Consider the following 19,830-nt stretch of genomic DNA (forward strand, 5'->3'; position numbering starts at 1 on the left):
TGCATGTACGCGTGACGCTGCAGGTAGAGGCCGTTCTGCAGACGCAGCGGACGGAACTCCTCTTCGCTCAATTCGCCCGACAGCCGGCGCCGAACCTGGTCGCGATACTGCGCGACGCGTTCGTCAACGATGGTCTGGTCGTACTGATCGTATTGGTACATTCGGGGACCCCAGTTTTCGTTACTCACAGCGCTCCGGTTGCGCTGCGCAGGCTGTCTACCTTTGCCAGTAAGGCTTGAGCGGGACCGTGTAGACCCCCCGCTTAGTCGCTAATGACAAAAACAGATATCCATATTGAAAAAGATTGAAGAATCGTAATAAACTCGCCTTATATTTCAAACGACTAAAAAATTCTTTTGATATGCATAGAGGTTATATATGAATCTGCACCAGTTCCGCTTCGTCCGCGAGGCCGTACGGCAGAACTTCAACCTCACCGAAGCCGCCAAGGCGCTATATACAAGCCAGCCAGGCGTCTCGAAGGCGATCATCGAGCTCGAGGACGAGCTGGGCGTCGAAATCTTCACACGGCACGGCAAACGCGTGCGTTCGCTGACCGAGCCGGGGCGCATTATCCTCGCGTCTGTGGAGAAGATCCTCCAGGAAGTTGAAAGCCTGAAACGGGTCGGTAAAGACTACGCGGCACAGGATCAGGGCAACCTCGTCATCGCGGCCACGCACACGCAGGCCCGCTACTCACTTCCGGCCGCAATCGCAGAATTCAAGAAGCGCTTCCCGAAAGTTCACCTTTCGATTCTGCAAGGTAGTCCCACGCAAGTCGCCGAGATGGTCATCCACGATCAGGCGGACATCGCGATCGCCACCGAAGCGATCGCCAACTACAAGGAGCTGGTGTCGCTGCCCTGCTTCCAGTGGCACCACCTCGCCGTGATGCAGCCGGATCATCCGCTGCTCGACCGCAAGCTGCTCTCGCTTGACGATCTGACCCAATATCCGCTGATTACATACGACAACGCCTTCGCCGGCCGCACCAAGATCAACGAGGCGTTCCGCCTGCGCGGGCTCTCGCCGGACATCGTGCTCGAGGCGATCGACGCGGACGTGATCAAGACTTACGTCGAACTGGGGCTTGGGGTGGGCATTATGGCCGACATCGCCTTTAACGCTGAGCGTGACCGCCATCTGCGCGCCATGCCGGTGGGCCATCTGTTCGGCAGCAATGTGACGCGCCTCGCGCTGAAACAGGGCGCGTACCTGCGTAGTTATGTGTACACGCTCGTCGAACTGCTCTCGCCGAGCATGAACCGCAAGCTGATCGAACAGGCGCTTAAGGGCGAACACGAAAGCTACGAGCTTTGAGTGGCCTCGATTCCGGTTCTCGCCGATGGGCCAGTGGGGCCAAGCGCCCCTGACCTTGCCGCCGTTGAACTCGGCCGCCTTGAATTCGCTTGATGTTGCCGCTGTACGTTCGCGCTACATGTTCCGCTTCCTGCTACGGAGATTTTCAATGACGTCCAATAAAAAGACCCTGCGCGGACTGGCCGCACTCGGGGCGCTGCTGGTTGTCACCGCTGCCCATGCTGATCTGAAAGTCGGTATCGATCTTTCTAGCACCGGGCCTGCCGCCGTGATCGGTATCACCAGCAAGAACGCCATGCTGATGTGGCCGGCCACGATTGCCGGCCAGAAAGCCGATTACATCATCCTCGACGACGCCTCCGATCCAGGCGCCGCGGTTCGCAATATCCGCAAGCTGATCAACGAGGACCACGTGGACGTGATCGTCGGTCCGAACATCACGCCAGCGGCGATCGCCGCGCTCGATCCAGTCGCAGAAAGCCAGACGCCGATGATCACGCTGGTCGGCTCGGCGAGCGTGGTCGAACCGCAGGAAGGCAAGCGCGTATGGGCCTTCAAGATGGCGCAGACCGACAGCGCGATGGCCGACGTGATGACGCGCTACATGTCGAATCACAACGTCAAGACGGTCGGCTTCATCGGCTTCGCGGATGGCTACGGCGAAAGCTGGCTCAACGAATTTTCAAAGTTCGCGGCGTTGCGGCACATCCAGCTCGTTGCCACCGAACGCTTTAACCGCACGGATACGAGCGTCACGGGCCAGGTGCTGAAGGTGATGGCCGCGAAGCCCGATGCCATCCTGATTGCTGGCGCAGGAACGCCGACCGTGCTGCCGCAGCGCACGCTGATCGAACGCGGTTTCAAAGGACCGATCTACCAGACCCACGGCATTGCTACGCCCGAATTCATCAAACTGGGCGGCAAGGATGTCGAAGGCACGCTTTTCCCGACTCAGCCGGTCGTTGTGGCGCGCACGCTGCCGGCCGACCATCCGGCGAAGAAGGCGGCACTCGCCTTCGTGAATGCGTATGAGGCCAAATACGGGCCGGGCTCGGTCACTCAGTTTGCCGGTGATGCGGCCGGTGTTTATCCGCGTCTGCAAGATGCCGTAGCGCGGGCGCTGAAGACGGCGCAGCCTGGCACGCCGGCGTTCCGTGCCGCCTTGCGCGACGAACTGGAACACGCGCATGAACTGGTGGTGCCGAACGGCGTCGTCAATACCAGCGCGAAGGATCACGTCGGGCTGGATCAGCGCGCGAGCGTAATGGGCATCGTCAGGGATGGGAAGTTTGTTTATTTGAGTCAGTGAGGGAACGGGCATCAGTTAGTTAGATGCCGGTCTGGTGCGTCTTTCGTCATATCGGCTTAGCTCGCAACGAACCGAAAGACGCGCCAACACTCACCCATCAATACTGCTACAGTAAATGCCCCCTCACCAGGCAGTCGTCCCATCATGCGCACCACCCGAGCCATCCACGCCGTCGAACGGTTGAAGACCCGCAGCGGCAATCCGCAATTCGCAGCAATCAGCCTGTCGGGCGGCCTGTTTTATCTGGTCGACAAATCGGGCGGCGCGGACAAGAAGGTCTCCGACCCGTTGACGCTCGACGATTTCGTCAAATTCGTCGACGCCTTCGGACCACCGAAGCCGCGCAAGGCCAGCAAGCTCGATCTGGCATTCGAAGAGCAGATCAGGAAAAGCAAGAGCTGAGGCCGTGCGCCACCACCATAAAGGCGGTCACAACTGCTGTTCTATCGGCACAACGGGGGCGCCCGGTGCAACTCGTCGTTTTCGATGACGTTCACGCCGCGGGTGTCATCGCTCAACACCTCAGTCACTAGCGCCCGCGCGACCCGCTCGACGGAGATCGAGCGCCACTTCAGCGGCAGATACACCCCCATGTGTCGCGCAATACTCTCCAAAGGGCGGCTTTCGGTGCGCTCGCCCATCAGGAACGAAGGCCGCACGATCGTCAGGGTCGGATAATCGAGCTTCTTCAGTCCATCCTCGACATTGCCCTTTACGCGGCTATAAAAGGTGCGCGCATGCGGATCCGCGCCAATCGCCGTGACGATCGCGAAATGCGATGCCCCATGGCGCCGCGCGATGCCCGCGATCCGTAGCGGATACTCGAAGTCCACCTTGCGGAACGCGGCCTGCGAACCTGCCGTGCGGATCGTGGTGCCAAGCGCACAGATCACGGCGTCCACATCGAACACGTCCGAATCCGCATCGGGCCAGTCGTAATCGATCACATGCTCGACCACGCGGTTGGCCGTCGCCAGGCCCGTCACCGCCCCGCCCGACGCACGGCGCACCAGTTGGCGCACCTCGCTCACCCGGTCGTCGCGGGCAAGCAAACGTAAGCAGGCACTCCCGACAAGACCGGTGCCCCCAAGCAGCAGCACGGTCTGTTTGCGTACGGCACGGGACTGGCTGGAAGCGAGAGCTATCGACATGCGTGAGTCCGTCAGAATGGGCACCGTCGCATCTTACCGCGCCTGCCGCACGCTCTCAGTACGTTCCCCCTCAACCGGTCCCGATCTCCTGATAGGCACCTTGCGCAGCACTGCTCGCCAGCACCGCTTCGATGAAGTGCAGTCCGGCTACGCCGTCATCTACCGTAGTGAGGAGCAGACTTTCCGGCGGCAGGGGCCGGCCCGCATCCAAAGCGTCGATTTGCAACGCAGCGTCCCGATAGAGCTGTGCAAACGCTTCCAGATAACCCTCGGGATGACCCGGCGGAACTCGCGTCGCATGTGCAGCAATCGCGCTCTTCACCCGGCCGCGTGTAAGCCGCTGCGCCGCGCCACCGAGCGGTGTGAACCACAACTCATTGGGATTCTCCTGATCGAATGCCAGGCCCGCTTTGGTGCCGTAGACGCGCAACCGCAGCGCGTTCTCCGCGCCGCTTGCCACCTGGCTCGCCCACAGCATGCCGCGCGCACCGTTCTGGTAACGCAGCATGGCCTGCACGTGATCGTCGACGCGGCGCCCCGGCACGAAGGTGTGCAATTCCGCCGAGAGCGATTCAGGCACCATCCCGGTCACGAAACCCGCGAGGTGATACGCGTGCGTGCCGATGTCCCCGAGGCACCCGGCGGGGCCCGCCAGACTCGGATCGGTGCGCCAACCAGCCTGTTTGTTCGTGCCGCTCGTCTCGATAGGCTCGGTTAACCAATCCTGCGCATATTCGACCTGCACCACCCGCACGTCCCCCAGTTCACCCGCCGCGACCAGCTCGCGGGCATGACGCACCATCGGATAGCCTGAATACGTATGCGTCAACGCGAAGAGCCGCTTCTTGTCGCGCGTGAGTTGGGCGAGCGCCTGCCCCTCCGCCAGCGACACTGCCAGCGGCTTATCGCAGATCACGTGGATACCGGCCTCGAGAAACGCCGTCGCCACCGGCGCGTGAAGATGATTCGGCGTGACGATCGCCACGGCGTCGATACCGTCGTCTTTGCGGGCAGCCTCCGCTTGCGCCATCTCGCGCCAGTCGGGATAGCTTCGGGCGATGCCGGCCTCTTGCGCACTCGCCTGCGCACGCTGCGGATTCGACGACAACGCGCCGGCCACCAGTTCGAAACGATCGTCGAGGCGCGCGGCGATCCGGTGCACGGCGCCGATAAACGCGCCTTGCCCGCCGCCCACCATGCCTAGCCTTAACTTTTTTGCCATGGGAGATGCTCCGTTGTTGATGCCGTCAGCGTGCGGCGCGCACTTGGAGGATGGCTCGCCGTGTCGCGGCTCAGATACCCAGCACACGCTTTAGTTGCGCCATATCGACGCCGCTGCCGGCGAAGTCGTCGAACGCGTGTTCGGCGACACGAATGATGTGACGGCGAATGAATTCCGCGCCTTCGCGTGCGCCGTCCTCGGGATGCTTCAGCGCGCATTCCCATTCCAGAACGGCCCAGCCGGGATAATCGTATTGCGCCATCTTCGAGAAGATCGCCGCGAAATCGATCTGCCCATCGCCCAGCGAACGAAAGCGCCCAGGCCGCTCGGTCCAGCCGCTATAACTACCGTAGACGCCCGCCCTGCCCGTAGGACGAAACTCCGCATCCTTCACGTGAAAGACCTTGATGCGTTCGTGATAGATGTCGATGAACGAAAGGTAATCGAGTTGCTGCAGCACGTAGTGGCTCGGATCGAACAGGATGTTCGCGCGGCGATGTCCGTCCACCCGCTCGAGAAAACGCTCGAACGTCACGCCGTCGTGCAGGTCTTCGCCTGGATGCAACTCGTACGCCACGTCAACGCCGACCTCGTCGAACGCATCGAGAATCGGTCGCCAGCGGCGCGCGAGTTCATCAAACGCGGCTTCGACCAGACCGGCTGGCCGCTGCGGCCACGGGTACACGTAAGGCCATGCGAGCGCTCCCGAAAACGAGACGTGCGTATTGAGGCCAAGACGGCGCGATGCCTGCGCGGCCAGCTTCATCTGGGCAATCGCCCACTCGGTACGCGCCTGTGGATTGCCACGCACATGTGGCGCGGCGAAACCGTCGAACAGCAGGTCGTACGCCGGATGCACGGCCACCAGTTGGCCTTGCAGATGCGTGGCCAGCTCGGTGATCTGCACACCCGCGTCGGCCACCGTGCCGAGCAATTCGTCGCAATACGTCTGACTCGATGCCGCCTGTTCGAGGTCGATCAGGCGCGGGTCGGCCGGCACCTGGATGCCTTCGTAGCCCAGACTCGCGGCCCACGTCGCCATGTTTTCCAGCGTATCGAAAGGCGCCTTGTCGCCCAGGAACTGGGCCAGATAGATCGCCGGCCCCTTGATGGTCTTCATCGGATTGCTCCTCGCTCAAAGGATAGGACGTCCGCCATCAGGCGAACGTCATTGCCGCTACGTGCGGTGCAGATTGCGCATGGCTCTTGCTGCCCGCAGCGGCAACATCACGCGTCAGAACGGCGAATCGGGGAAGTAGTACTCCTTGGCATTTTCCTTGGTGACGAGCACCGACGGCACGATCGTCGTCGGCGGCAGCTTGTCGCCCTTCAGGCGCGCTTCGGCGGTGAGCTTGATGGCGTCGTAGATGAATTTCGGCGAATAGGTGACATCCGCGTTGATCAGCTTGTCACCGTCCATCACCCGTTTGATCATCTCTTTCGAGCCTGCGCCGCCCAGCACTTCCTTGATGTCGGTACGCTTGGCCTGATCGATTGCCTTGAGCACACCCACCGACATGTCATCATCCGCGGACCAGACTGCGTCGATGTGCTTGAAGCGCGTCAGGTAGTCCTGCATCACCTTGAACGCGTCGTCGCGATTCCAGTTCGCGTATTTTGCGTCGAGCACTTTCACGCCGGGGCACGCCTTCAACGCCGTGGTAAACGCGGTGTAGCGTTCGTTATCAAGCGTGGTCGGGATACCGCGCAAGGCTACGATATCGCCCTTGCCATCCAGCGTTTTGCAGAAGTACTCGCCGGCAAGCCGCCCAAACGCGGTGTTGTCGCCCGCCACATAGGCGTCCTGTGCGCTGGTGTCGGTCAGGCCGCGATCCACCACTGTCACGTAGATCCCCTTCTTCTTCACCTGCGCGACCGGCTGGGTCAGCGACGCCGATTCATGCGGGAAGATCACGAGCGCGTTGATCTTGTTGACGGTGACCATGTCCTGCAACTGGTTCGCCTGCTCGGGCGCGCTCGCCGAAGTCTTCAGGATCACTTTCAGGTCGGGATGCGCCTTCTCCATGTCCTCCTTGGCCTTGTTCGCCCACCAGTCGATGCCGCCCGTAAAGCCGTGATCGGCAGTCGGGATCGCCACGCCCAGAATCACCTTGTCGTCGGCGCGCGCCGCGCCCGCCGTGCCCAGTATCCCCAACGCCAGCACGCCGGCGCTGATCGCTCGAATGACCTGCTTCATGTTGTGTCTCCTGTGTCGACCAGAGTTGGCGCTTCAGCGCTTACTCTGGTCCCATGCAAGTTACTTGCGGTCGACCAGCCTTAACGCTTAGCGCTTACTCCGGTCCCATGCAAGATGGTTGTTAATTAAGAGGCGTTCGCGCGCCCCGATTGTTCGCTTGCCTGCTGCTCACCTACTTGCTCCACCTACCTCCGTCCACGCTGCAAAAACGCCACTACGATGATCACGGCACCCTGCACCGCAGCGTTCAGATACACGCTGATGATGCTGGTCAGATTGAGAATATTGGCGATCACCGAGAGCAGGATTGCACCGATCACCGTGCCAATCACACGCCCTTCGCCGCCCTTGAGCGCAGTGCCGCCGACCACCACCGCCGCGATCGCTTCCAGTTCCCACAAGAGACCGGTGGTCGGTGTCGCGGAGCCGAGGCGTGGCACATACAGCACCGTCGCGACGCCCACGCAAATCCCAAGGAGTACGTAAGTCACAATTTTCACTGTATCGACGCGTATCGCCGCGTAGCGCGCCACCTGTTCGTTCGACCCGATGGCCTGCACATGCCGTCCAAAGGCCGTGCGGTTCAGGATCAAAGCGCCGCCTGCGGCAACGACCAGAAACACCCAGATCGGCACCGGCACACCCAGAAAACTCGCGTAATAGACGGGGCTGTAAAGATCAGTCAGCGAGTTATTGAGCGTGAGAGCGCCGCCATCGGCGAGCCATGTCAGCACCGCGCGAAAAATGCCCAGCGTGCCCAGTGTGACAATGAATGGCTCGATGCGCCCTTTGGTAATCAGCAGTCCGTGCGCCCAGCCGAACAGGCCGCCCAGCACCAGCGCGCCCACCATGCCGAGCGCGATGATCACGAGCGGTGCAAACGTATGACCACCGACGCCCACCGACAGTCCGTTCATCAACCAGATCATGGTGCCCGCGATCAACGCAGCCATCGAACCCACCGACAGATCGATGCCGCCCGAGATGATCACGAAGGTTTCCCCCACCGCGATGATGCCGATAAACGACGTGCGCGTGAGCACGTTCATCAGATTGTCGACGGTGGCAAAGTCGTGATTGAGCAGTGTGCCGCCGATGCACAGCACGACCAGCCCCGCGAGCGGGCCGAGCCCGTAGAGATGGTGCGCGAGACGCATCGCGCGGCCGGATTGCGCAGCTTCAGTGGGTGCCGGTCGCATGAGCGATCAACTCCTCTTCGGTCAGGTGATCGAGATCGAGCGTCGCCTGCAGACGCCCTGCGCGCATCACGGCAACACGATGGCACAGGCCAATCAGTTCGATCAGTTCAGATGAGATGACAATCACCGCGCGCCCCTGCGCGGCGAGCCGGTGAATCAGAAAGTAGATGTCGCGCTTCGAGCCGACATCGACGCCGCGCGTCGGCTCGTCGAGCACGATCACGTTGGGATTCGGTTGCAGGAATTTGGCGAGCGCCAGTTTCTGCTGGTTGCCGCCCGAGAGCATGCGCGCGCGGCTCGACAGATCGCCCGTGCGGATGCCGAAGTCGCTTACCGCCTGAGTCAGCGCCGCCCGGCCCGCTTTCAGATCGAGTAACGGGTGCGTGTAGCGTTCGAGCGTCATCAGCGTGAGGTTGTCCTGCAGATTCAGGTTGACGTGCAGCGCCTTGCCCTTGCGGTCCTCGCTCAGGTACGTGAGGCCATGACGCATCGCATCACGCGGTTTTTTCAGATCCACTGGGCGGCCGCCGATTTCGATTCGACCCGCAGTGCGGCGGCGCAAGCCGAGGATCGCTTCGAACGCCTCCGTGCGTCCCGCACCGACAAGTCCAGCAAACCCCAGCACCTCGCCGGAACGCACCTCGAAACTCAACTGGTCGACCCAGTCGGGCACAACCAGGCCATCTACTTTCAGCGCGACGGGCGCATCAACCGGCACGCTCGCCTTGTCCGGAAACATATCGGAGACGTCGCGCCCGACCATCAGGTTGGCCATCTGCTGCCGCGCGAGACCCGCAGTTTCGCCGCGCGCCACGAAACGACCGTCGCGCATCACGATCACCTCGTCGGTGATGTGCTCGACCTCATCGAGCTTGTGCGAGATGTAGATGATGGTGACGCCCTCGGCCTTCAGCTTTTTCATCAGCGTGAAGAGCCGCTCGGTTTCCGATGGCGTGAGCGTGGCGGTCGGTTCATCCATAATCAGCAGGCGCGCGTTACGCGACAGCGCCTTGGCAATCTCCACCATCTGCTTCTCGGCGACGATCAACTCGCGCACCTTTGTATCCGGCGGTTTCGCAAGGCCCACAGCCGCCAGGTAGCGCCGGGCCTCGCTGCGCATCGCTGCGTCGTCGACCAGCCAGCCCCGGCGCTTTTCGTGGCCAAGGTACATGTTCTGCGCAATTGACAGATGCTCCGCGAGGTTGAATTCCTGATGGATCAGCACGATGCCCGCCGCTTCCGCGTCACGCGAGTTGGTAAAGCTCTGCGCCTGGCCGTTGATCAACAGCGTGCCGGTGGTCGCCGTTTCGTAGCCCGAAAGGATTTTCATCAGCGTCGATTTGCCCGCCCCATTCTCGCCGAGCAGACCGTAGATGCGACCCGGCGACAACTCGAAGCTCACGCCATGCAGCACGCGCACCGGACCGAAGTCTTTGCGGATATCGTCGAAGCGCACGGCGAGGCTCATCGCTCAAGTGCTCCTGCGAATCACGAGCCGGTGCGGCAACAGCACACCCGGCACGCTGGCCAATGGATTCGCGAGCCGCTGCAGCAGCAGACGCGCGGCGGTTTCGCCGAGTTCGCGCATGGGCTGGGCGATCGTGGTGAGCGGCGGATCGATTTGCGCGGCGAGCGAGATATCGTCGAAGCCGACCACGGCGACGTCCTCCGGCACGCGCTTGCCGACACTGCGCAGACCGTGGATCACGCCGATAGCCAGCGTGTCCGACACCGCGAAAATCGCGCTAGGCGCGTCGCGTTGCGCCATCAGCATGGCGGCGGCCGATGCGCCCGCTTCGTAGTCGAGACTGTTCAGATTCATGCGCCAAGGCTCGTGCGGCGTGATGCCCGCTTCCTGTAGGGCGTCCAGATAGCCCTGCTGGCGTTGCCGTGCATACAGATAGTCGACGTCGGAGTTGATCAGGCCGACGCGCCGATGCCCTTGCGCCAGCAGATGTCGCACCGCGTCACCGGCCGCGCGATAGTTGTCGATGCCGACATACGGCACCCCCACCGCCGGATCGAATTCGCAGCACGCCACCCACGGTAGCGAGCCGGATTCTTCGGCCAGCGCCTGCTGCACCGTGGCGGGGTCGAGGCAGATGGCGCCGTCTGCACGACGGCGGCGCAACAGGTCGAAATAGCTGCGCTCGCGGCCCGGATCCGCGCCGGTATCGCAGAGCAGCATGAAATAGCCGTGCTGGCGTGCCACGCTGTCGATACCGCGCACGATCTCCGCGTAAAACGGATTGCCGACGTCCGGCACCATGGTCAGCAACAGGCGGCTTTCGGCGGTGCGCAGATTGCGCGCGAGTTCGTTGACGCGGTAGCCGCTCGCGTCGACGGCGGCCAGCACCTTGTCGCGGGTCGCGGGCCGCACGTTGACGTGCCCGTTCAGCACCCGCGAAACCGTCGCCACCGAAACGCCGGCCTGCTCGGCCACGCCGGCAATGGAAATGCCGTCGGACGACCGGAAGCCGGGCCGGGATGCATGGGTCTCCGCTTGCCGCGCTTTGGACACGGTTTTTTGTCCCCGAAATGTAATCGATTACATTTTTGAGCGATGAGTCAGGGAATCGCAAGGTCCGTTTTGTAGGGATTAACACGGAGCCGGTGGGGGCGTGGGGTTGCCGACGGGATAGGCCCCTGATTTGGTACAATTCCGCAGTTACCCCGGACCCCCATGGGTCGCATCTAAACCGAACCGCCGCGAATCCACCATGAATATCGAGCAAGCGCGTTTCAACATGATCGAACAGCAGATCCGCCCCTGGGAAGTGCTCGACCAGGACGTGCTGAACCTGCTCTCCATCGTCAAGCGTGAAAACTTCGTTCCTGCGGTCTACCGCGAACTGGCCTTCGTCGACTTCGAAGTGCCGTTGCCGGCTGGCCAGCACATGCTGGCGCCGCGCGTCGAAGCACGCGTGCTGCAGGAACTAGCGGTAAAGAAGCACGAAAGCGTGCTCGAAATTGGCGCGGGTTCGGGTTATATGGCGGCGCTGCTCGCGCACCGCTCCCAGCACGTGCTGACCGTGGATATCGAGCCGGAACTGGCCGAACTGGCCAGGAGCAACCTGGCTGCCAATGGCGTGCTGAACGCCGAAGTCGTCACCGGCGACGCGGCTCGCGGCTGGGCAGCAGCGGCACCCTATGATGTGATCTGTGTGTCGGGCGGCTTGCCCGTGCTGCCGCAGGACATTCTCGAGCACCTGAAGATTGGCGGGCGCCTCGCGGCGTTTGTCGGCACTGCACCGGTCATGAAAGCGCAGATCATCACGCGCATCGACGAAAAGCAATATCGGATTGCCGACGTGTTTGAAACGTATGTCGAACCGCTGCTCAACGCTGTGCAGCCGCCGCGTTTCAAGTTTTAAGTTTTGACTGGCATGACGCCGGCGGCTTGTTACCGCGGCCGGCGCGAGTCGCCATGTTAGTCATGTGCTGTCACCCGTACCGGATTTATCGCTGATGCAAAATCTCACCGCTCCCGCTCTGGCCGAATGGCTCGCCGATCAATCGCGTCCCGCGCCCGTGCTGCTTGACGTGCGTGAACCGTGGGAAATCGAAACGGCGAAGATCGCCGGCAGCGTATCGATCCCCATGCGTGAAATTCCGGCGCGCAGCGAAGAACTTGACGATGATGCGCAGATTGTTTGCGTATGCCATCACGGCGCACGCAGCGCGCAAGTGGCAATGTTCCTGGAGTCGCGCGGGCATCAGAACGTGTTCAATTTGCAAGGTGGGATTGATGCGTGGTCGCGGCAGGTTGATCCGGCTGTGCCGACGTATTGAGTTCTTCTAACAGGTAGTTTGGGTTTATCGGCGATCTGCTTTGCCCAAGCTTGCTGCGCACTCGGCGGCGATCGTCTGCGTCCCGGCTGTTGCAATTCGCTATTGCGACGCGCCATTTCTCGCAATGGCTCTTCCCCCTCCCCCCTCTCGTTGAGCCTGCCGGCGTAAAAGCCGCGCCGGTTGCTCAAACTCGTCACCACGTCATGCCCGTTCTCGTTGCCCTGCGTGATAGCCATCACTAGCTGCGCCAGTTGCAGCAGCCATAGTGATTTTTCGCGCATCCAGTTAGGAATTTTCCAAAGACCTTATTAGGCCGTTGGAGGCAACATGCTCCGACACAATTTTTGGAGCAGTCTGATGAGATTCGTGAAAATCGCGCTCGCATTGGCAGCGCTTTGCCCACTTGAATCCTATGCGGTATTGGGTGGCGCGCCGAACACAGCGGTACTTGCTGTCAAGTCGCTGCACGCCGCGCAAGCCGACACAACTCCCGCCGCATCAGCGTCCTCGAGCGTCTCCACGGTCGCCACCGCTTCTTATTCTGTGCATGAGTCAACTGATGCCGATGGCATCACGGTGCGCGAATATGTGCTGCCGAATAACGTCGTCTTCGCGGTCACCTGGCAAGGGCCGGTTCGGCCCGACATGCGCGCACTGCTCGGCAGCTATTTCCCGAACTACGTGTCCGGCGGCGAAGAGCGCTTGCGCGGCACCGGTGCGCTGGTCCTGAGCAATGGCGAACTACAGATCGAATCGGCGGGCCGTCCAAGCCACTTTCTCGGCATGGCCTACCTCCCTCGCCTCATGCCTGCCGATCTCCGTGCAAACAACCTGCAGTAAAACGGCGCGCCGATTTCCTGGAACACAATCGAAATGAAGACCTTCAGCAAGATGCTCGGCATCGCAGTACTGAGCGCCGGCGCGACCCTGTCCGCATGCGGCGGTGGTGGCTCCGGTGGCGCCACGAATAGCGGCATCAACTGGTCGGCCACACCGAGTTGGCCCGTGACGCCCACGCCTCCCACTCCCCCTGTCGACACAGGCAACACTGTGCCGATCGTCGTCGATACCGCAATGGGCAGCGTAAATCAGCCCGCCGTCACAATCACGCTGTGCCCGCCCAGCGCTTCCGACACCAGCCAGTGCGTAACGGTAAACAATATGCTGGTGGATACCGGCTCGGTGGGCGTGCGAGTCGCGAGCAGTGCGCTGACCGCCGCGCTAAAAGCACAGTTGCTGACGCAAGCCGGTGCCACCGACGACAGTTCCGGTACGGCGCCAATCGCTGAATGCGGGCTGTTCGCCTCTGGCTTCACATGGGGGGCAATCAAGCGCGCCGACGTGACCATTGGCAGCAAGAAGGCGAGCAACATCCCAATCCAGGTGATCGGCGACAGCGGATATGCCGTGCCCGACGACTGCTCTTCGCGTGGCGGACCGGATCTAGGCTCACTGCTCCGCGTAAACGGCACGCAAACCTTCAACGGCATTGTCGGCATCGGCCACTCCGCGCGCGACGACGCACCTGCGGCGAAGGCGGTGATACCCGGTGGCTACTACTACTGCTCCTCAGCGAACGCCTGTGCAGGAACGCGTGTGCCGCTCGCCAAGCAGGTCATGAATCCCGTTGCTGCCTTTTCCACCAATAACAACGGCACGATCATCCGCTTGCCCACGTTGCAGGCTGGAGGCCAGCCGAGTGTCACAGGGCAACTGGTGTTCGGCGTTGGTTCCCAGCAAAACAATGCACTGCCGACCAACCCGAATATTTTGCAGGTGGATAAAAACGGCTTCTTCACTACGCAATATCAGGGGCGCGTAATCATGTACAGCGCCATCGACAGCGGCACGAATGGGATCGCCTTCGCGGACCCGACGATTCCAACCACGGGCGACTGGTACACACCGGCGAGCCCGCTGACGCTCTCGGCAACCATGGAGGCGACGAATGGAACCGGCAAGCCCGTTATCATGCCGTTCCCCATTGGTAATGCGATGACCCTATCGGCGAACGGCTATGCCGCCTACGACAATATCGGCATGTATATGCCCAGTCTGTCTGTCTATGATCCGTCCAGCGCCGCTGTTTCATCTGTAGAGACGTTCCTCTGGGGCTTGCCATTCTTTTATGGCCGGGACGTGTATACCGTGCTCGAAGGTGCCACCGTCGGCGCGCAAACCGGGCCGTTTGTCGCATTCTGAGGGAATGTGGGCATTTGACACGCGTGGACGGCGCCGCGAGGTGCCGGACCGCCGTGTCACCTGGGTCCCCTTCAGAGCCGCCCACGGTGTCAGCCATCAATCCTTGCCACGTGAATTGACTGATACCTTGCTATACGCTCGCAGAAACTTGCAATGAGTCTATCGAGGTGCGTGACGAAAAAGTTGGCCGCCCAACATCGTCCGCTTTTCCTCCAATTCGTTCGGAAATCTCCCACGCCCTCCTGAGCAATAGGCTGTCACCATGCTCCGACCTATTTTTCGGAGCAGTTTGATGAGATTTGCAAAAATCGTGCTGACGCTTGCCATGGTATTGCCGGCTGCGTCATACGCAGCGCTGGGCAGTGCACCGAGCGTTAGCTCATCTGGTGTGAAGTCGCTTCGCGCGACGCAGCCGGGCGCCGCGTCCTATTCCGTGCACGAGTCCGTCACCGGGGACGGTGTCACCGTGCGCGAGTACACGCTGGCCAGCAATGTCGTCTTCGCCGTTACGTGGCAAGGTCCGATCCGCCCGGACATGAGCGCGCTCCTTGGCAGCTACTTCCCGAACCTGATCGCCGCGGGTGAGGCACGCCCGCACGGTACGGGGCCGATGATCGAACGGAACGGCGAACTCGTGATTCAGTCAGTAGGCCACCCTGGTCAATTCTTCGGCAAGGCGTACCTACCGCGTCTGGTTCCGGCTCACGTCGACGCAGACGAACTGCAATAAGCCAAAGCACCGCTCTACCCGAATATCTGATCATGAATACGTCTAACAAAACAATTTACTTCGCATTGCTGAGTTCTATCGTCGCCCTGTCGGCTTGTGGTGGTGACGGTGGTAGCGATGATTATGCGGCGCCGGCTCCGAGCCCGGCAGCGGCTGCCGCTGCCGCTCCGGCTCCCGCTCCGGCTCCCGCTCCGACCCCGACCCCGACACCAACTCCGACACCAACTCCGACACCAACCCCGACACCAACCCCGACACCAACCCCGACACCAACCCCGACGCCGACCCCGACTCCAACCCCGACACCAACTCCCACACCCGTCACCTACAACACGGTCCCAATCACCGTTGACAGGACGATGGCCGGGATCAACACCCTCTACGTGACCGCAACGATCTGTTATCCCGGGACGCAAGGCGGCAACCAGTGCGCAACCGTCGATCACATGCTGCTCGACACCGGCTCGGTAGGGGTGCGCGTGCTCGCGAGTGCGCTGGGTTCCACACTCGCCGGCCGCTTACCCGCACAAACAGGCGCCACCAACGACCCAACCGGCAACGCCCCAATCACCGAGTGCGCACAGTTCGGCTCTGGCTACTTGTGGGGGGCCATCAAGCGAGCCGACGTGAACATCGGCGGTGAGTCCGCCGGCAACCTGCCGGTTCAGATCGTCAGCGACGGCGCCTTTGCCGTGCCGGAGGACTGCATGAAAAACGGCCTCCTTAGCCTCGGCACAACGGCGCAACTCAACGCCAATGGCGTCGTCGGCATTGGTTCGGGCATCCGCGATTTCCCCGCTGCTGCGCAAACCGCTTTGGCAGCCACCTACTATTACTGCAACTCGTCGGGCTCTTGCACCAACACGCGTGTGCCGCTCGATACGCAAATGATGAACCCGGTCGCCGACTTCACATCGGACAACAATGGCACCATCATCAGCCTGCCCGCGTTGCCGGCAGGCGGTCAGACGACCGCCATCGGACAACTGACATTTGGTGTGGGAACGCAATCAAACAACGCGCTGCCCTCTAACGCGAAGATTGTGCCGCTCGATCAGAACGGCCTCTTTACGACGATCTACAAAGGTGGCACGTTCACCTACAGCGCCATCGATAGCGGCACAAATGTCTATTACTTCCCAGATGCCTCCATTCGGGATGCAGGCGGGTGGTTCACTCCATCGACACCGCTCAGTTTGTCCGCAGCGGTGAAGCAGACCAGCGGCGCGGGAACGCCGACCCCACTGTCATTCCAGATCGCCAACGGCCTTAACCTGTGGTACAGCACTATTGCTGCGTCCGACAGTCTTGGCGCTCCGGTGTCTGGAGGCTTTTTGTGGGGCCTCCCGTTCTTCTATGGCCGCAACGTATACACGATTCTGAACAACGCCAAGGTCGGTTCGCAAGCCGGTCCTTTCGTCGCGTTCTAGGTAGCTGACGCGCGAAGTCGCCAGGCGCGCTGACACAAAACAAGAGGCCAGTGCTGCAACGCACCGGCCTCTTTTCATTTGCCCCCCGTGAAGATACTCGCGCGCCGAAGCGCATCGCGTGGCGACTTAACCTCACTCCGTCTCCCTCAAAACCTCCCCCACCGTCGAAAAGATCTGTTCAATCTGCTCTTCCTCCACGATCAATGGCGGCGAAAACGCCAGGATGTCCCCGGTATATCGCGTCAACACCCCTTTCTCATAACAACGCACGAACACGTCGTAAGCCCGGGCCCCTGGTGCACCGCTACGCGATGCGAGTTCCACGCCACCTACAAGACCAAGATTACGCACGTCAATCACATGCCGAGCATCCCGCAGCTTATGAATCGCTTTCTCGAAGATGGGCGCCATCCTCGCCGCCCGCTCGAACAACCCCTCGCGCTCATATAGATCAATCGTCGCACAAGCCGCGGCCGCTGCAATCGGATGCCCCGAATACGTATAACCATGAAACAGCTCGATCCCCGCAGGCGAACCGTTGACGATCGAGCCATGCACGTTCGCGCTGGCCGCCACCGCCCCCATGGGCGCGGCGGCATTGTTGGTGCCCTTGGCCATCGTCAGCAAATCGGGCGTCACACCGAAATATTGCGCGGCAAATGGTGCACCGAGCCGTCCCCAGCCGGTAATGACCTCATCGAAGATCAGCAGGATGCCGTGCTTGTCGCAGATCTCCCGCAGTCGCTGCAAATAGCCTTCAGGTGGAATCAGCACGCCCGTCGAACCGGCCACGGGTTCGACGATTACCGCCGCAATCGTCGACGCGTCATGTAACGTGACGATCCGCTCCAGTTCATCCGCCAGGTGCGCGCCCCACTTCGGCTGCCCCTTCGAGAACGCCGCTTCCTTGATATTTAGCGTATGCGGCAGATGATCCACTGATGGCAGCAAGCCGCCCGAAAACACCTTCCGGTTCGGCGCGATCCCACCCACCGAGATACCACCGAAGCCCACGCCGTGATAACCGCGCTCACGTCCAATGAAGCGCGTCCGTTGCCCTTCGCCTCTCGAACGGTGATACGCCAGCGCGATCTTCAGCGCGGTATCGACCGCCTCCGAGCCGGAGTTCACAAAAAAGATATGTTTGAGATCGCCGGGCGTGTGCTTCGCAATCTTCGTGGCCGCTTCGAACGCCTTGGGGTGTCCCATCTGGAACGTCGGGGCGAAGTCCATCTCGGCCGCCTGCGCCTGCACGGCCGCCACGATCTCGTCCCGGCAGTGACCAGCATTCACGCACCATAGACCGGCGGTGCCGTCGAGAATCTGCCGTCCGTCATGCGACGTGTAGTACATCCCCTTCGCGCTCGCCAACAGGCGCGGCGCGCTCTTGAACTGACGGTTGGCGGTAAAGGGCATCCAGAACGCGGACATATCCGGGGCACCGGCGTTCGCTTTAGCGCTTTCATTCATTTCGTGTCTCCTCGCAAGGGATCTTCCACTTGTGTTCCAGCGGGAATTCCAGTTTAGGCAGCAGCACGGTCATGCACAAAGGGGCGGCGGCGATGCACCGTCGCCGCACGCCAAGTATGGCGGACGCTTCGTTACAGCGCGATACGCACCGCAATAAGGCGTCGGCCCCTTCGCTGCACCAGTTTCGCGCCTGATTCGCATAACGTCCAATTCTCGGCCCGCGTGGCCTGACCGCATCGCGCCGTGCCCCCGGCCTGGGCCCCGTCAGTTTTACCGCTTGGCATGTGCCTTGCAGTAGTTGTCTGGCAAGCCACGCAGGACAGCCTTTTGATGTCTGAAATCGACGCCCAAAAAACACTGTTTAATCTAATCAATGGCAAGGGGTAGCAAATGAAACGTCGCAGTCTGTTGAAACTCGGGTCAATGTCAGGCGCATTGGCTCTCGCCGGACAGAGTCCGTTTGCTAATGCGCAGGACAGCGGGCCCATCAAGGTCGGCATTCTGCATTCGCTGTCGGGCACGATGGCGATCTCGGAGACGTCCCTGAAAGACACCGCGTTGATGACCATTTCGGACATCAACAAGAACGGCGGCGTGATGGGCCGGCGGATCGAGCCGGTAGTCGTTGATCCGGCATCGAACTGGCCGCTCTTCGCCGAAAAAGCCCGCGGGTTGCTGACCCAGGACAAGGTGGCCTGCGTGTTCGGCTGCTGGACCTCGGTATCGCGCAAGTCGGTGTTGCCGGTGTTCGAGGAACTGAATGGTCTGCTCTACTACCCGGTGCAATACGAAGGCGAAGAAATGTCGCGCAACGTGTTCTACACCGGCGCTGCGCCCAACCAGCAGGCCATTCCGGCGACGGAATACATGATGAGCGCTGAAGGCGGCGGTGCCAAACGCTTCTTCCTGCTCGGCACCGACTACGTCTATCCGCGCACGACCAACAAGATCCTGCGCGCGTTCCTGCAGTCCAAAGGCGTCCAGGATGCGGATATTCAGGAGGTCTATACACCGTTCGGCCACAGCGACTATCAGACCATCGTCGCGAACATCAAGACCTTCTCGCAAGGCGGCAAGACGGCCGTGATCTCCACCGTCAACGGCGACTCGAACGTGCCGTTCTACAAGGAACTCGGCAATCAGGGCCTGAAAGCCACGGACGTGCCGGTGGTGGCGTTCTCGGTGGGCGAAGAAGAACTGCGCGGTATCGACACGAAGCCGCTGGTGGGTAACCTGGCGGCCTGGAATTACTTCATGTCGCTGCGCGATCCGGAGAACACCAAGTTCAAGGCGATGTTTGCCAAGTGGGTCAAGGACAACAATCTGCCGGGCGGCGACAAGCGCGTCACCAATGACCCGATGGAAGCGACCTTTGTCGGCATCCATATGTGGAAGCAGGCCGTCGAGAAGGCGAAGAGCACGGACGTGGACAAGGTACGCGTGGCGATGATCGGCCAGACCTTTAACGCACCGTCCGGCTTTGTGCTGACAATGGATGGCAATCACCATCTGCACAAGCCGGTGATGATCGGCGAAGTGCGCGCCGACGGTCAGTTCAACGTGGTGTGGCGCACCAAGACCGCGATCCGCGCGCAACCTTGGAGCCCGTACATCGCGGGTAACGCGGGCAAGCCGGATGTGGTCAGTTCGATCCCGGCGTTCCTGCGCCGTTCGCGGGTCGCGTGATGTAACGGAAGGCTGAAGGGCGGGTTATGCATCGCCTGCCCTCCAGTGCAACAAACGGGCGAGTGCGACCACTCGCCCGAACATCAATTCGACGGTGCGGCTCCCGCGACGGGTTCGATGCC

At 61.5% G+C, this 19,830-nt stretch carries 18 protein-coding genes; 10 read left to right on the plus strand and 8 right to left on the minus strand.

Annotated elements, in window-relative coordinates; genetic code table 11:
• The first annotated feature begins 378 nt into the window (after window positions 1-378).
• The 3 genes from WCA85_RS11485 (at window position 379) to WCA85_RS11495 (ending at window position 3,031) form a co-directional block, all read left to right on the plus strand.
• Window positions 379-1,320, plus strand: a complete 942-nt coding sequence (locus WCA85_RS11485) for a CysB family HTH-type transcriptional regulator (protein WP_424063914.1) — start codon at window positions 379-381, stop codon at window positions 1,318-1,320.
• A 148-nt stretch (window positions 1,321-1,468) separates the two neighbouring features.
• Window positions 1,469-2,629: an ABC transporter substrate-binding protein gene (locus tag WCA85_RS11490; protein WP_424063916.1), complete on the plus strand. Its 1,161-nt coding sequence runs from the start codon at window positions 1,469-1,471 to the stop codon at window positions 2,627-2,629.
• A 144-nt stretch (window positions 2,630-2,773) separates the two neighbouring features.
• Window positions 2,774-3,031: a hypothetical protein gene (locus WCA85_RS11495; RefSeq protein ID WP_424063918.1), complete on the plus strand. Its 258-nt coding sequence runs from the start codon at window positions 2,774-2,776 to the stop codon at window positions 3,029-3,031.
• Window positions 3,032-3,072: 41 nt separating this feature from the next.
• Here the strand turns inward: WCA85_RS11495 and WCA85_RS11500 are convergent, their stop codons facing one another.
• The 7 genes from WCA85_RS11500 to WCA85_RS11530 all read right to left on the minus strand — a co-directional run bounded on the left by WCA85_RS11500 (window position 3,073) and on the right by WCA85_RS11530 (window position 10,919).
• Window positions 3,073-3,780, minus strand: coding sequence for an NAD(P)H-binding protein (locus WCA85_RS11500; protein WP_424063920.1), 708 nt, complete (start codon window positions 3,778-3,780; stop codon window positions 3,073-3,075).
• A 70-nt stretch (window positions 3,781-3,850) separates the two neighbouring features.
• Window positions 3,851-5,002 carry a Gfo/Idh/MocA family protein gene (locus tag WCA85_RS11505; protein WP_424063922.1) on the minus strand — a complete coding sequence of 384 codons (1,152 nt, stop codon included), beginning with the start codon at window positions 5,000-5,002 and terminating at the stop codon, window positions 3,851-3,853.
• A gap of 70 nt (window positions 5,003-5,072) precedes the next feature.
• Entirely contained in the window at window positions 5,073-6,122 is a 1,050-nt protein-coding gene (locus WCA85_RS11510) for a sugar phosphate isomerase/epimerase family protein (RefSeq protein WP_424063924.1), read from the minus strand.
• Between the two features lie 114 nt (window positions 6,123-6,236).
• Window positions 6,237-7,199 carry a substrate-binding domain-containing protein gene (locus WCA85_RS11515; protein WP_424063926.1) on the minus strand — a complete coding sequence of 321 codons (963 nt, stop codon included), beginning with the start codon at window positions 7,197-7,199 and terminating at the stop codon, window positions 6,237-6,239.
• Between the two features lie 185 nt (window positions 7,200-7,384).
• Window positions 7,385-8,398 (minus strand): ABC transporter permease, encoded by a 1,014-nt coding sequence (locus tag WCA85_RS11520; protein WP_424063928.1) that lies wholly within the window; start codon window positions 8,396-8,398, stop codon window positions 7,385-7,387.
• Window positions 8,379-9,866 carry a sugar ABC transporter ATP-binding protein gene (locus WCA85_RS11525; RefSeq protein ID WP_424063930.1) on the minus strand — a complete coding sequence of 496 codons (1,488 nt, stop codon included), beginning with the start codon at window positions 9,864-9,866 and terminating at the stop codon, window positions 8,379-8,381. The genes WCA85_RS11520 and WCA85_RS11525 overlap by 20 nt, the downstream gene beginning before the upstream one ends.
• 3 nt (window positions 9,867-9,869) lie before the next feature.
• Window positions 9,870-10,919 (minus strand): LacI family DNA-binding transcriptional regulator, encoded by a 1,050-nt coding sequence (locus tag WCA85_RS11530; RefSeq protein ID WP_424063931.1) that lies wholly within the window; start codon window positions 10,917-10,919, stop codon window positions 9,870-9,872.
• 199 nt (window positions 10,920-11,118) lie between these two features.
• On the opposite strand from WCA85_RS11530, the gene WCA85_RS11535 reads away from it, so the two are divergent.
• From WCA85_RS11535 to WCA85_RS11560, 6 genes are all read left to right on the plus strand, one after another.
• Window positions 11,119-11,772, plus strand: a complete 654-nt coding sequence (locus WCA85_RS11535) for a protein-L-isoaspartate O-methyltransferase family protein (protein ID WP_424063933.1) — start codon at window positions 11,119-11,121, stop codon at window positions 11,770-11,772.
• 94 nt (window positions 11,773-11,866) lie between these two features.
• Entirely contained in the window at window positions 11,867-12,190 is a 324-nt protein-coding gene (locus WCA85_RS11540) for a rhodanese-like domain-containing protein (RefSeq protein ID WP_424063935.1), read from the plus strand.
• 357 nt (window positions 12,191-12,547) lie between these two features.
• The gene (locus WCA85_RS11545; RefSeq protein ID WP_424063937.1) at window positions 12,548-13,030 is read left to right on the plus strand and encodes a DUF2844 domain-containing protein; all 483 of its coding nucleotides are present in this window, start codon (window positions 12,548-12,550) and stop codon (window positions 13,028-13,030) included.
• Window positions 13,031-13,063: 33 nt separating this feature from the next.
• Window positions 13,064-14,392, plus strand: coding sequence for a DUF3443 family protein (locus tag WCA85_RS11550; protein WP_424063939.1), 1,329 nt, complete (start codon window positions 13,064-13,066; stop codon window positions 14,390-14,392).
• Window positions 14,393-14,684: 292 nt separating this feature from the next.
• Window positions 14,685-15,122, plus strand: a complete 438-nt coding sequence (locus WCA85_RS11555; protein WP_424063941.1) for a DUF2844 domain-containing protein — start codon at window positions 14,685-14,687, stop codon at window positions 15,120-15,122.
• 32 nt (window positions 15,123-15,154) lie between these two features.
• Window positions 15,155-16,552, plus strand: a complete 1,398-nt coding sequence (locus WCA85_RS11560; RefSeq protein ID WP_424063942.1) for a DUF3443 family protein — start codon at window positions 15,155-15,157, stop codon at window positions 16,550-16,552.
• 132 nt (window positions 16,553-16,684) lie between these two features.
• Here WCA85_RS11560 and WCA85_RS11565 read toward each other — a convergent pair whose 3' ends face one another.
• Window positions 16,685-18,022, minus strand: coding sequence for an aspartate aminotransferase family protein (locus tag WCA85_RS11565; protein WP_424063944.1), 1,338 nt, complete (start codon window positions 18,020-18,022; stop codon window positions 16,685-16,687).
• Window positions 18,023-18,412: 390 nt separating this feature from the next.
• Here WCA85_RS11565 and urtA point away from each other — a divergent pair, with 390 nt between their 5' ends.
• Entirely contained in the window at window positions 18,413-19,708 is a 1,296-nt protein-coding gene (gene urtA, locus WCA85_RS11570; RefSeq protein WP_424063945.1) for an urea ABC transporter substrate-binding protein, read from the plus strand.
• The last annotated feature ends 122 nt before the right edge of the window (window positions 19,709-19,830 follow it).

The sequence above is a fragment of the Paraburkholderia sp. genome (assembly GCF_049581445.1).
Classification (GTDB): domain Bacteria; phylum Pseudomonadota; class Gammaproteobacteria; order Burkholderiales; family Burkholderiaceae; genus Paraburkholderia.

Bases quoted from the DNA above. Each gene is read 5' to 3' on its own strand.
- WCA85_RS11490 (WP_424063916.1), top strand. From the start codon at position 1,469: ATGACGTCCAATAAAAAGACCCTGCGCGGACTGGCCGCACTCGGGGCG.
- WCA85_RS11545 (WP_424063937.1), top strand. From the start codon at position 12,548: ATGAGATTCGTGAAAATCGCGCTCGCATTGGCAGCGCTTTGCCCACTT.
- WCA85_RS11495 (WP_424063918.1), top strand. From the start codon at position 2,774: ATGCGCACCACCCGAGCCATCCACGCCGTCGAACGGTTGAAGACCCGC.
- WCA85_RS11550 (WP_424063939.1), top strand. From the start codon at position 13,064: ATGAAGACCTTCAGCAAGATGCTCGGCATCGCAGTACTGAGCGCCGGC.
- WCA85_RS11560 (WP_424063942.1), top strand. From the start codon at position 15,155: ATGAATACGTCTAACAAAACAATTTACTTCGCATTGCTGAGTTCTATC.
- WCA85_RS11535 (WP_424063933.1), top strand. From the start codon at position 11,119: ATGAATATCGAGCAAGCGCGTTTCAACATGATCGAACAGCAGATCCGC.
- WCA85_RS11525 (WP_424063930.1), bottom strand. From the start codon at position 9,866: ATGAGCCTCGCCGTGCGCTTCGACGATATCCGCAAAGACTTCGGTCCG.
- WCA85_RS11510 (WP_424063924.1), bottom strand. From the start codon at position 6,122: ATGAAGACCATCAAGGGGCCGGCGATCTATCTGGCCCAGTTCCTGGGC.
- WCA85_RS11515 (WP_424063926.1), bottom strand. From the start codon at position 7,199: ATGAAGCAGGTCATTCGAGCGATCAGCGCCGGCGTGCTGGCGTTGGGG.
- WCA85_RS11555 (WP_424063941.1), top strand. From the start codon at position 14,685: ATGAGATTTGCAAAAATCGTGCTGACGCTTGCCATGGTATTGCCGGCT.
- WCA85_RS11500 (WP_424063920.1), bottom strand. From the start codon at position 3,780: ATGTCGATAGCTCTCGCTTCCAGCCAGTCCCGTGCCGTACGCAAACAG.
- WCA85_RS11565 (WP_424063944.1), bottom strand. From the start codon at position 18,022: ATGAATGAAAGCGCTAAAGCGAACGCCGGTGCCCCGGATATGTCCGCG.
- WCA85_RS11505 (WP_424063922.1), bottom strand. From the start codon at position 5,002: ATGGCAAAAAAGTTAAGGCTAGGCATGGTGGGCGGCGGGCAAGGCGCG.
- urtA (WP_424063945.1), top strand. From the start codon at position 18,413: ATGAAACGTCGCAGTCTGTTGAAACTCGGGTCAATGTCAGGCGCATTG.
- WCA85_RS11485 (WP_424063914.1), top strand. From the start codon at position 379: ATGAATCTGCACCAGTTCCGCTTCGTCCGCGAGGCCGTACGGCAGAAC.
- WCA85_RS11520 (WP_424063928.1), bottom strand. From the start codon at position 8,398: ATGCGACCGGCACCCACTGAAGCTGCGCAATCCGGCCGCGCGATGCGT.
- WCA85_RS11540 (WP_424063935.1), top strand. From the start codon at position 11,867: ATGCAAAATCTCACCGCTCCCGCTCTGGCCGAATGGCTCGCCGATCAA.